The organism is Bordetella tumulicola, from assembly GCF_965138755.1.
Lineage (GTDB): Bacteria > Pseudomonadota > Gammaproteobacteria > Burkholderiales > Burkholderiaceae_B > Bordetella_A > Bordetella_A tumulicola.
On sequence record NZ_CBCSFP010000001.1, the window covers coordinates 693948 to 705169 of the forward strand.

Annotated in this window: 12 protein-coding genes; all 12 read right to left on the reverse strand. The window is 60.2% G+C overall.

Annotation, left to right across the window (positions count from 1 at the left end):
- Positions 1-182 precede the first annotated feature (182 nt).
- Positions 183-314, reverse strand: a complete 132-nt coding sequence (locus ACNAZS_RS03235; protein ID WP_415786085.1) for an entericidin A/B family lipoprotein — start codon at positions 312-314, stop codon at positions 183-185.
- Between the two features lie 222 nt (positions 315-536).
- On the reverse strand, positions 537-1232 hold the full coding sequence (locus tag ACNAZS_RS03240) for a fumarylacetoacetate hydrolase family protein (protein ID WP_415786087.1): 696 nt from the start codon (positions 1230-1232) through the stop codon (positions 537-539).
- Positions 1233-1390: 158 nt separating this feature from the next.
- Positions 1391-1921, reverse strand: coding sequence for an inorganic diphosphatase (ppa, locus tag ACNAZS_RS03245; protein ID WP_415786089.1), 531 nt, complete (start codon positions 1919-1921; stop codon positions 1391-1393).
- A gap of 3 nt (positions 1922-1924) precedes the next feature.
- Positions 1925-3535, reverse strand: coding sequence for a heme biosynthesis HemY N-terminal domain-containing protein (locus ACNAZS_RS03250; RefSeq protein ID WP_415786091.1), 1611 nt, complete (start codon positions 3533-3535; stop codon positions 1925-1927).
- A 3-nt stretch (positions 3536-3538) separates the two neighbouring features.
- Positions 3539-4732 (reverse strand): uroporphyrinogen-III C-methyltransferase, encoded by a 1194-nt coding sequence (locus ACNAZS_RS03255; protein ID WP_415786093.1) that lies wholly within the window; start codon positions 4730-4732, stop codon positions 3539-3541.
- Positions 4733-4769: 37 nt separating this feature from the next.
- On the reverse strand, positions 4770-5561 hold the full coding sequence (locus ACNAZS_RS03260) for a uroporphyrinogen-III synthase (protein ID WP_415786095.1): 792 nt from the start codon (positions 5559-5561) through the stop codon (positions 4770-4772).
- Positions 5562-5614: 53 nt separating this feature from the next.
- Positions 5615-6556, reverse strand: coding sequence for a hydroxymethylbilane synthase (gene hemC, locus ACNAZS_RS03265; RefSeq protein WP_415786097.1), 942 nt, complete (start codon positions 6554-6556; stop codon positions 5615-5617).
- 111 nt (positions 6557-6667) lie between these two features.
- The gene (locus ACNAZS_RS03270; RefSeq protein WP_415786099.1) at positions 6668-7387 is read right to left on the reverse strand and encodes a TerC family protein; all 720 of its coding nucleotides are present in this window, start codon (positions 7385-7387) and stop codon (positions 6668-6670) included.
- 114 nt (positions 7388-7501) lie between these two features.
- Positions 7502-8209, reverse strand: a complete 708-nt coding sequence (locus ACNAZS_RS03275) for a TerC family protein (protein WP_415786101.1) — start codon at positions 8207-8209, stop codon at positions 7502-7504.
- 242 nt (positions 8210-8451) lie between these two features.
- Positions 8452-9333, reverse strand: coding sequence for a succinate--CoA ligase subunit alpha (gene sucD / locus ACNAZS_RS03280; RefSeq protein WP_415786103.1), 882 nt, complete (start codon positions 9331-9333; stop codon positions 8452-8454).
- Between the two features lie 18 nt (positions 9334-9351).
- The gene (sucC, locus tag ACNAZS_RS03285; RefSeq protein ID WP_415786105.1) at positions 9352-10512 is read right to left on the reverse strand and encodes an ADP-forming succinate--CoA ligase subunit beta; all 1161 of its coding nucleotides are present in this window, start codon (positions 10510-10512) and stop codon (positions 9352-9354) included.
- 10 nt (positions 10513-10522) lie between these two features.
- On the reverse strand, positions 10523-11125 hold the full coding sequence (locus ACNAZS_RS03290; RefSeq protein WP_415786107.1) for a DUF2889 domain-containing protein: 603 nt from the start codon (positions 11123-11125) through the stop codon (positions 10523-10525).
- Positions 11126-11222: the final 97 nt, after the last annotated feature.

Sequence of the window (11222 nt, forward strand, 5' to 3'; positions counted from 1 at the left end):
CTGTATTCTGAAACGACGCGGACGGGCGGGCTATTCGCAGATGCCGAGGTAGGCGAATTGGTCTCACAGACCTAGACAGGGGCTAAGCCAAGCATTAAGCAGACACTAAACAGGAGAACACTTGCCGTGATCAAAACAACAACGGCCCCCGAAGGGGCCGCCGTCATCAAAACGCGTGGGTCTTATTTGTCTGCGGCGTTAGTGATGGCTTGACCTGCCTTGGACATGTCTTGACCCACGCCAGCCATCGTATTGCAGCCTTGCAGCACGACCCCAAAAACGATAACCGCCGTCAGTATGACTCTTGCGCGCATGATGAAACTCCTGAATCAAAAAACACCGCACTGCCTCTTCAGTTTACAGTTCGGCGGTAAAAATAGCCCCCACGCTGCGCCTTTGGCTTGCTGTCCACCTCGCGGCAGGCAGGCCGCTCGGATTCGCCAGGCACACAACAGTCCGCAGGGACTGTTCTGTGTCCGGGCTCATCCCCCAAGGGGGCGTTTTTTGCCTTGGGGCGGCCCGGCGGCAAAAATATATCAAGCGATACGCACGCGCAACTCGCCCAGGCCCTCGACGCTACCGACGAGCTCATCGCCTTGTACGACAGCGCCCACGCCTTCGGGGGTGCCTGTGAAAATCAGATCGCCGGCCTTCAGTTCGAACAGGCCCGACAGGTACGAGATGCTCTCGGGGATATTCCAGATCATCTGCGAGATATCGCTGGACTGCTTGCGCTGCCCGTTGACATCCAACCAGATGGCGCCCTTTTCGAGCGTGCCGACGGCACTGCGCGGATGAATAGGACCGATCGGCGCGGATAGATCGTAAGCCTTGCCGACTTCCCAGGGACGGCCCTGTTTCTTGGCCTCGCCTTGCAGGTCGCGGCGTGTCATGTCCAGACCTAGCGCATAGCCCCACACATAGTCATTGGCCTGGTCGACGGGAATATCTTTCCCACCTTTGCCCAGCACCACAACCAGCTCCATCTCGTAATGCAGGTTGCTGGTCTTGGGCGGATAAGGCGTGGCGCCCGTCTGGCCATCCGCAATCGTCACGATAGCGTCATTAGGCTTGCTGAAAAAGAACGGATCTTCGCGACCGGTAAAGCCCATTTCCTTGGCATGCTCGGCGTAGTTGCGGCCAACGCAATAAATACGACGCACGGGGACTAATGCATCGCTGCCCACAACAGGCACGGCAACGGGCGGCAACGGAGGGAATACGTAATCCATGTTCTCTTGACCTTGTTGAATGCGTGTCGGCATGGCCGACAAAGGGGAAATCCAGTTCGCGAGTTTATCCGTTATTTCGGTGTGCCGGACCATGCAAAGACAACGGGCCGCGAAGCATTAGTGCACCGCAGCCCGACGAAATGCCAGCCCGGTTGGCCTTAGTCCTTGTTGTAGCGCTCGGCGCTACGGACGATTTCTTCGCGGGCAGCGTCGACGCCCTTCCAGCCCTTGACCTTGACCCATTTGCCTTTTTCCAGATCTTTGTAGTGCTCAAAGAAATGCTGGATACGGCTGATGTCTTCGGCGGGCAGATCTTCGTAAGACTTGATATTGCGATACGGTGGGTACAGTTTGTCGACCGGGACCGCCAGGAGCTTGGCGTCACCGCCGGCTTCGTCATCCATTTCCAGCACGCCCAGGGCGCGGCAGCGCACCACGGCGCCCACCTGGATGGGGAACGGCGTCAACACCAGTACGTCGGCGGGATCACCATCGTCGGAGAGGGTTTGCGGGATGTAGCCATAGTTGCACGGATAGTGCATGGCGGTCAGCATGAAACGATCCACGAACACGGCGCCGCTGTCCTTGTCGACCTCGTACTTGACCGGATCGGCATTCATGGGGATTTCGATGATGACATTGAAGTCTTCCGGTAGATTTTTACCGGGAGAGACGCGATCGAGACTCATGATTCAACCTTGTTTGTCTGAAAGAAGATGTGATTTGTCGTCATCCCGCTTGTCCGCATCACGCTCGACAGGTGACTCGGCCGGCCACGTGCTGTAGGTAGGCACATCAAACGCGGCGATCGGGATGGGTGCGCTATCGAAGTAGTCTTCGATATCGACGTTGGAGCCAACGGGTGCGACGGCGGGAGGATCCGGCTGCAACGCCACTGATGCCTCATGTTCCAGGGCGCGGGCATCGGGATCCAAAACGTAGTCCGCAGGCGCAGACACGGGCATATCGCTCTGGACGGTGGCGTGACTGCCTGCCAGCGAAACCTCGGGCGGATAAGTGGAATATTCGCCTTCGGCGTCCAGGTGCAGCGGATCGGCACTGGTCTCGGCCGCGGGCAAAGCCTGATCCGTCGCCAGAATGGGCAATGCCATCGTCGCTGCGGTCGCCAGGCGCCAGTGCCGCGTCGCGTCGACCGGACGGTCCAGGCGGTCATACAAGCTGCCCAACAAGGCGTGCGTCTCGGGCGAGTCAGTGCGCAAGCGCAGGCTGCGCTGCAGATAACGTTCGGCCTGCCCCCACAACTGTCCGTTCAGGCACAACATGCCCAACGCGCTCAGGAGGCCGGCATCGGCCGGACGTTTTTGCAGCCAACCCTCTGCCTTGGCCAAACGACGAGGCACCTGATCGGAATCACACCGGGCATAGGCTTGCACCAACGCAGGGGTGAAATGCACGGGAACAGCGGCTTCGAGGATTTTTGCGGCCTCGGCAGGCTCACCAGCTGCCTCGAACACCATCGCGCCCGCCAATGCAATTTGCGGCAGGGTACGCTCGTCGCTCTTGAGGTCTTTCCAGACACTGCGCCAGGCCTCGGTGCCCGATGCGGCGGCGGCGCGCAAACGCGCCGCACCCGATTTGTCGATCAGTTGCTCCGCCTCGGACTTCGATAGTGCATTGCGGCGCATCAAGCCACGCGCCAGCGTAAAGACCCGCTCGTGGTGATCCAGCGCGGCCTCTGCACGCAACAGCAGGCGCATCGTATGCAAATGACGGGCCCCGCCATCTTGCAAGGGCGTAAGCACGGCCAATGCATCCTGCGCGCGCCCTTGGTCCAACAATTGATCCGCGGCCACCGTAGCGATGGCTTCTTGCAGGCCGGTATTGCCCGACGCGTGCTCTCTTGCAGCATCCAGAAGCTGGTCTCGTCGCGCAAATTCGCCCAACTCGTGCGCGGCGCGAGCCGCCGACAAGCCCGCCAACACCCGGCGATTGGCCACGCGAGTCTGGCCCAGGAGCTTGGTCAAATTCCTTTCGGCATGGGCAAAGCGCCCCTCGAGGAGCTCTGTCCAGCCGCGCTCGAGCAGCACGTGGTCACGCGCCTCGGCGCGCTGGCCACGCCAGACGCGCATGCGATCGGGAATGGCCAGCAGCCACGCCAACAGACGCAACCCCACGTACAGGGCAATGAAAAAGCCCAGCACCAGCAGCACGAACAGCGTCAGCGACAGCTCAACGCGCCAGGGCGAAATCAACAGGATGACGTTGCCCGCATGGGAGCGCAGCACCACGGCCAACGCAACAGCGACGACGAGCAGCAGTAAAGTCCAGAACCAAGTACGCATACGTCAGTCCTGTTTGGGCGATTCAAAACCGGCGGAACGCAACGCTGCCAAGCCAGTCAGGCTATCCGCAACATCGGGTAACTGGACGGCGATATTGGTATTGGCCAACTCGTCGGTCAAACGCAGCGCCGCCTGGGTATCAACCGAACGACCGTCGTAATAGATGCCCAGCACGTCAGCGACGTTATCGAGCTCGTTTTTCCAGACCTCGGGCTGGCGCATCAACATCGCCAATTGCGCGGTCATCAGACGCTGACGCAAGGAGGCGCGCACCTGCTCGGCCTGCTCGGACGACAGCATCAATGCCGCAGGCTGGTCCACGCGTTGCACGCTGATGAGATCGCCTAACTCTTGCGCCAAGACACTGCCGGCGCGACTTGGCCAAGAAGCCATCTCGGCGCGCCAGCGCTCCCACCACGCGGCATCCGCGGGTAACTGGCTGCGCGGATCATCAGCTCGAGGCGTGGCGGGCGCCACAGCGGGCTCGGCCGAGCTATCGATCGGCTCACCCGGCGCGGCGGCATCGGGCACGAGCAACGGTGCCTTGGAAATCAGGCCCGCCAAACGATCGATACGCGCGGATTGTGCCGGGATATCTACCGTGGCAACAGCCCGCAGACGGTCGATATCACCATTGATGCTTTGTTGCAGGCTGGCAAAACGCGGCCGCGCGGCCTGCGTCAAGCGAGCTTGTGCGGTTTCCAGCGCCACGATGGCATTGTTGACATTACCGGCCAGGCGCAGTTGTTGATTGGCCAACACCAGCAGATGCTCGACATCGTTAGCCAGAATTTCATCGGTCGCGCCGCCGCTGAACGTTTGCCAAGCCTGCTGCAGGTCGTCGTAGCGCGTCTTGGACTCTTGGGCCTGGGTCGCGAGGGAGCGAAGCTGGGCCTCCTGGCTTTGGGCCAGGGTCAGGGCTTCGCGGGATGCTTTGCGGCCTTCGGCGACCGCATTTTCCAGAGTGCTGAGACGAGTCGCCACCTCACGGCCAGCCGTTTGGGACTGCTTGCGCTGTAACCATAGCGCCCACCCCATACCCAGGGCCAACAGCAGCACGATGATCAGCGCCGCGCTTAGCAGGCCTGTCGCGCGGGAAGGCTTTTTAGCCGGAACCTTGGTCGGCTTGGCGGGCGAAGCAGCGCCCGGAGTTGCCGTCTCGACGGCAGGTGCAGTATCAGGAGTCTGGTCTGTCATGACGCGATTGTATTCGGTGAAATGCCAAAACTTCGATTCAAGCCGCAACAAAGGCGGAGAGGATCGCATCATCGGCCGGTAAACAGATTTTTACCATTGGCGCTGCGCCCGTGCCACCGGCCTCTTGTTGCAGCCGTCGGGCCAGCGTGGGATGCGTGACAATAAAGCGGGAGGTCCACCACCAATCATCCAGGTCCGCCTGATGCAACCGGTCCCGAACCGCCGACAGGCCTTCTCCACTGGTCAGCAGCCACGTCACGGGCTGGTGTCGCTGCGCCCAGTCGTGCAACTGCCGCAAGGAGGATTCGGGCCAGACGGCGGGTTGGCGGCGATAGGCGGCGTGCCGCAGTACCTGTACACCGGCGGACTCGAGCTGATCACCCAACCAATCTCGCCCCTGCGTACCGCGTACCAGCAGTACACGTTGCGGCAAGTCGCCGCGTGCTGACAATACTTGCCACAATGCCTCGGAATCGTGCGTCGGCGCCTCTGGGCCCGGACACAGCACTGTTGTATTGGCGCAAAAACCGGGCGCCTCGCGCAAGACGCGCGCACTGGCCAGGCCCACAGTGGCCGCCGGCACCGCGACCGGCCAGTCGATTTGTCCTGCCAGCTCGCGGAGCTGGCTCAAATACAGCTGTATGGCATTGCCGCTGACAAAGATGACGAGATCGTAGTCTTGAGGCAATGGCAGATCGGCGGCCGCAATTGGCAGTGGCTGCAGCGTAAGCGCAGGCAAGACCAAAGGCTGCCAGCCTGCTGAACGCAGGCCGGTCGCCAGCGTATCGTTGCGGCCGTCGGGACGGGTCAGGATGGCGACTTGTGGCATAGACGAGCTTGGACGTATCCCCAAAAGAAAGCGACCGGCGAACGCCGGCCGCCTCAGACGGCGGAAGGATCTTGCAGTACGGCCAAAATGGCAGCCGCGCCGTTCGACAGCAACTCTTGTGCGGCGGCCTCGCCAATCCGCTGGGCATCCTCAATCGGACCCGTGTGCTGGCAGCGAATCATCCGGGAACCATCGGGAGACGCCACCAGCGCCTGCAGGATGACGGTATCGCCCTCAAGCTGAGCATACGCCGCCAAGGGGACCTGGCAGGAACCGCCCAAAGTGCGGGACACGGCACGCTCGGCCAGGACACAAGCCGTCGTCCGCGCGCAAGCAAGCGGCGCAAGCCACGCTCGGAGGTCATCCCGGTCGTCACGGATTTCGATACCCAATGCGCCCTGCCCGGCAGCAGGCAGGCTATCGGCAGTCTCGAGCAGGCTACGAATACGCTGATCCAGGCCCAGGCGTTGCAGACCGGCTGCCGCCAGCACAATGGCCGCATAATCCCCTCGGTCGAGCTTGCCCAGACGCGTGTCCAGATTGCCGCGCAGCGGTTTGACCTGCAGTTGGGGATACCGGTGCCGAATCTGCGATTCACGTCGCAAACTGGAGGTGCCCACGATGGCGCCGACGGGCAAGTCGGCCAATGACGTGTACTGATTGGAAACAAAAGCGTCCCGCGGATCGGCCCGGTCGAGCACGGTGCACAGTTCGAACGGGGCTTGCAGTTCGACGGGGACGTCTTTCAGGGAGTGCACGGCCAGATCGGCACGGCCATCGAGCAACGCGGTTTCGAGCTCTTTGACAAAAAGCCCTTTGCCCCCGACCTTGGAGAGGGTGCGATCAAGAATCTGATCGCCCCGTGTCGTCAGCGTCAGCAATTCGACCGTGCAGTCGGGATATAAGGTGCGCAAGCGATCACGTACATGCTCGGCTTGCCATAAGGCAAGCCGGCTGGCGCGCGTTGCGATAACGAGACGTTGCGGTGCAGACACGGGCAGAATCAACCGCCCAGGCTGGAGAAAATCACCGCAACGATGACCCCGATGATGGCCAGCACTGCAAGACCTTGCAGCAAGCTCAGACCGGACCCGGGGTTGCTGCCTTTACGCAGACTCATGTGTAGATTCCTTAGAGGCAATTTTACGGCTGGCAAGCCACCGCCCCAAGGCTACAACAAGCACTGCGCCGATGACTTCTGCAGCAATTTTAACCGCAGTGGGCTGCGGACCGAATTGACTTTCGACAATCACATCGGTAACAACCATGCCACCCGCGATCCAGCCCAGCAGTCCCGCGCCCAGCGTGACCACGAACGGATAGCGGTCGATGAGCTTAAGAACCAGGGTGCTGCCCCAGATGATGATGGGCACACTGACGATCAGGCCGAATACAACCAGGCCAATCTGATGATCCGAGTGCGCATTTTGGGCCGCCCCGGCGATGGCGATGACATTATCCAGGCTCATCACGAAGTCAGCCACGATGATGGTCTTGACCGCCGCCGCAATGGATGTACTGCCTTTGATATTGTCGTGCCCCTCGTCCTCGGGAATCAGGAGCTTGACGCCGATCCAGACCAGCAGCAGGCCGCCGACGACCTTGAGGAACGGGATGGCCAGCAGCGTGAGGGCAAAAGCAATGAGCACCACGCGCAAGATAATCGCGCCGGCCGTCCCCCAAAGAATCCCTTGCATGCGCTGCTTGGGAGCAAGATTTCGGCAAGCCAGCGCGATGACGACTGCATTATCGCCACCCAACAGGATGTCGATCATGATTATTTGGAATACTGCAGCCCAACTTATTGTTTGTAGGAACTCAAACACGCTAAAACCCCCCACCGAAGTATTTATCTAACGCACTGCTACCAGCGCAACACAGGCGAGACATCGCCGCGCCCGTCGCACGCGGCAATGTCTCGCCAAAGCGGTAAGTATAATTCAGGCCTGAGTCAGGGTTTGGCGCCGGGCCAGAAAAAATTTCCCTAACGCCAAAACCAGCAGTGCACCGATCGCGCCGGCCACTAATGCCAGTTGATGCTCAGTCCACCCCAACGCCATATCGACGCTGATGACAGAATCATGCAGCGCGGGGTCACCCACCAACAGTTCGCCAGCAATAAAGCCCAACAATGCTGCGCCAATCCAGACGATCAAAGGGAAGCGCTCGATGACCTTCAACAGCAGCGTGCTGCCGAAGATAACCAGCGGGATACTGATCGCCAAGCCCACCACCAGCAAGGTGGTGTCGCCCATTGCTGCCGCGGCGACAGCCACGACGTTGTCCAGGCTCATGACTAGATCCGCGATCATGATGGTGCGGATAGCCGACAGCAACGAGCCGTGCTGTTTGCCGTCGCCATCATCCTCACCCTCGGGTAACAGCAGCGTCACACCGATATAGACCAGCAACAGCGCGCCAACCAGCTTGAGCCACGGCAGCAGCAACAGCTTGGCAGCAACCAGTGTCAACAGGATACGCATGACGATCGCGGCCACAGAGCCTATCGTGATGGCTTTTTTCTGCTGCGAAGGCGGTAGCGAGCGCGCGGCAAGCGCAATAACCACGGCGTTATCGCCGGACAACAGGATGTTGACCCAAATGATTTGCAACAAGGCAATCCAGAATGCTGCGGATGTAAGTTCCATTCCTCTCTTCCTAGCGATCCCCTAGGTGTGAGTCAATACAGGATGCGTACCGGCCGACTTGGTATGCGCGAATAGTGTGGCCAGTGCCGGGTGCCTATGTCACCAGACGATTTTTTATGGGTGTACGCGTAAAACAAGCTCGTTATTATATTTTGCCGAGCCGGTGAAACAACTCGCGTTGCTCCTCGTGAAAAAGCCCGCCAAAACGGGCGGGCTTTCCAGACACGAGGAACGCCTCGCGTTTACAGCACGGACTTGAGCAACTTGCCCATTTCCGACGGATTGCGCGTGGTACGAATACCGCAGGCTTCCATCACTTCGAGCTTGGCATCGGCCGTATCAGCACCGCCGGAAATCAGCGCGCCGGCGTGGCCCATACGCTTGCCCGGAGGCGCCGTGACGCCGGCGATGAAGCCGACCACGGGTTTCTTCATGTTGTCTTTCGCCCATTGTGCGGCGTTGACTTCGTCGGGGCCACCGATTTCGCCGATCATGATGACGGCATCGGTATCGGGATCGTCATTGAACAGCTTGAGCACGTCAACGTGCTTCAGGCCATTAATGGGGTCGCCGCCAATACCGACGGCGCTGGATTGGCCCAGACCCAATTCGGTGACTTGCCCCACGGCCTCGTACGTCAAGGTGCCAGAGCGGCTGACGACGCCGATACGGCCCTTGCGGTGAATATGGCCGGGCATGATGCCGATCTTGATTTCATCGGGGGTGATCAGGCCGGGGCAGTTCGGGCCCAGCAGCAAGGTTTTGCTGTTCTTGGCCTTCATGCGGTTTTTGAGCTCCAGCATGTCGCGCACCGGGATACCCTCGGTGATGCAGATGACCAGATCCAGTTCGGCTTCGACGGCTTCCCAGATGGCGGCGGCAGCACCGGCGGGCGGCACGTAGATGACGGATACGGTCGCGCCGGTTTCTTGCTTGGCGTCTTGAACGGTGCCGAAAATAGGCACGCCTTCGAAGTCCTCACCGGCACGCTTGGGATTGACGCCAGCCACGAAGGCGGCTTTGCCATTGGCATACTCACGGCACATGCGGGTGTGGAACTGGCCCGTCTTGCCCGTGATGCCTTGGGTGATGACTTTGGTGTCCTTGTTGATCAGAATCGACATTTGTGAATCCTTGGCAATTTATTTGACGGCGGCTACGACGCGGGTGGCCGCTTCGGCCATGGTGTCGGCGCTGATAATGGGCAGCCCCGAGTCGGCCAGCATTTTCTTGCCCAGTTCTTCGTTGGTGCCCTTCATGCGAACGACCAACGGCACGCTCAGGTTGACGGCCTTGCACGCGGCGATCACGCCTTCGGCGATGACGTCGCAGCGCATGATGCCGCCAAAGATGTTGACCAGAATGGCCTGCACGCCCTTGTTCTTGAGCATGATCTTGAAGGCTTCGGTCACTTTTTCGGCGGTCGCGCCACCGCCCACGTCCAGGAAGTTGGCCGGCTCGCCGCCGAACAGCTTGATGGTATCCATGGTTGCCATGGCCAGACCAGCGCCGTTCACCAGGCAGCCGATGTTGCCGTCGAGCTGAATGTAGGCCAGATCGAATTTGCTGGCTTCGACTTCGGCGGGATCTTCTTCGTCCAGATCTCGGTAAGCCACGATTTCCGGATGACGGAACAGGGCGTTCGGGTCGAAGTTGAACTTGGCGTCCAGGGCGATGATGTTGCCCTTGCTGTCGCAGTTCAGAGGATTGATTTCGACCAACGAAGCGTCGGTTTCCATGTAGCACTTGTAGAGCTTTTGGAACACGTCGGCAGCCTGATCAGCGGCGCCGCCGCTCAGGCCAATGGACTCGGCCACTTTCTTGGCTTGTTCGACCGACAGACCGGTCTGCGGATCGACGTATTCGGTGATGATTTTTTCGGGAGTCGAGTGAGCGACTTCCTCGATATCCATGCCGCCTTCGCTGGAAGCGATGATGGCGACGGTCTGCGTGGCGCGGTCGGTGACCAGCGACACGTAGTATTCCTTCTGGATATCAGCGCCGTCTTCGATGTACAGGCGGCCTACCTTTTGGCCTGCGGGGCCGGTCTGGTGCGTGACCAATTGCATGCCCAGGATTTCCGACGCCAGCGTACGAACGTCGTCGAGCGAACGGGCGAGCTTCACGCCACCGCCCTTACCACGGCCGCCCGCGTGAATTTGCGCCTTGACGACCCAAACCGGCCCACCCAGCTTTTCAGCGGCAGCCACGGCCTCGTCGACGGAAAATGCGGGGATCCCGCGGGGCACAGGCACGCCAAATTGCTTTAGCAGTTCCTTGCCTTGATACTCGTGGATTTTCATGTGTTACCTGTCAGGACGAATGAGAAAAAGAGGGGGAATCGGAACTCGCGCCCGCTGTCGCTTCAGCGCTATCCCCGGTGTACCACTTGGGATAGTGCTCAAGCACCACCGCGCCGTCAGTGCGCAAGGCATGACAGCCGTCCAGCTGAAATGGGCGTACATCCGGATTGCTGCTTTGGCGCCGCCGATTGGCCATAGATTGTACTGCCGCAGTGGGCAGCACTTGTGACAGCTCGGTCATATGTGTACAGCCTGCCGTACGACCAAAACGCTCTTTGACCTGGCGCCGAAACCCTTTTAGCAGGTTCATGCCCACCAACCCCTCGTAGGCAGCGGCGATGCTCGTACATTGCTGTTCGTAGGGCGCCGCGTCATAAACCGCCTGAGCCGCCACAATCGTACATGCGTCATCAATAGTGATGCGCAGCAGCATGTGGTGTATATGGCGGCCGGCCTCGAAGACCTCGCCGTTATGCTTGGGGAAGTCGTAGCCCTTGAAGTCGATGAGCTCGGCTTCAAGGTCCCATAGCCCATCATCGCGCTCATAGGACTGCACGCGTATAGAACGCGTGTGCAGGGGGCGACGAGAAACAGATGGAGGTGGCAATGGCATTACGGGGGACCTGCTCAGGGAATTTGACGCAAAGCAGCAAATCCAGAGAAGTATAACGCAGGGCATTCAGAAACGCCCTGTCCCCCACCAACTGGCG

Coding starts and splice junctions, on each gene's coding strand:
- ACNAZS_RS03235 (WP_415786085.1), bottom strand. CDS start 314: ATGCGCGCAAGAGTCATACTGACGGCGGTTATCGTTTTTGGGGTCGTG.
- ACNAZS_RS03240 (WP_415786087.1), bottom strand. CDS start 1,232: ATGGATTACGTATTCCCTCCGTTGCCGCCCGTTGCCGTGCCTGTTGTG.
- ppa (WP_415786089.1), bottom strand. CDS start 1,921: ATGAGTCTCGATCGCGTCTCTCCCGGTAAAAATCTACCGGAAGACTTC.
- ACNAZS_RS03250 (WP_415786091.1), bottom strand. CDS start 3,535: ATGCGTACTTGGTTCTGGACTTTACTGCTGCTCGTCGTCGCTGTTGCG.
- ACNAZS_RS03255 (WP_415786093.1), bottom strand. CDS start 4,732: ATGACAGACCAGACTCCTGATACTGCACCTGCCGTCGAGACGGCAACT.
- ACNAZS_RS03260 (WP_415786095.1), bottom strand. CDS start 5,561: ATGCCACAAGTCGCCATCCTGACCCGTCCCGACGGCCGCAACGATACG.
- ACNAZS_RS03275 (WP_415786101.1), bottom strand. CDS start 8,209: ATGGAACTTACATCCGCAGCATTCTGGATTGCCTTGTTGCAAATCATT.
- sucD (WP_415786103.1), bottom strand. CDS start 9,333: ATGTCGATTCTGATCAACAAGGACACCAAAGTCATCACCCAAGGCATC.
- sucC (WP_415786105.1), bottom strand. CDS start 10,512: ATGAAAATCCACGAGTATCAAGGCAAGGAACTGCTAAAGCAATTTGGC.
- ACNAZS_RS03290 (WP_415786107.1), bottom strand. CDS start 11,125: ATGCCATTGCCACCTCCATCTGTTTCTCGTCGCCCCCTGCACACGCGT.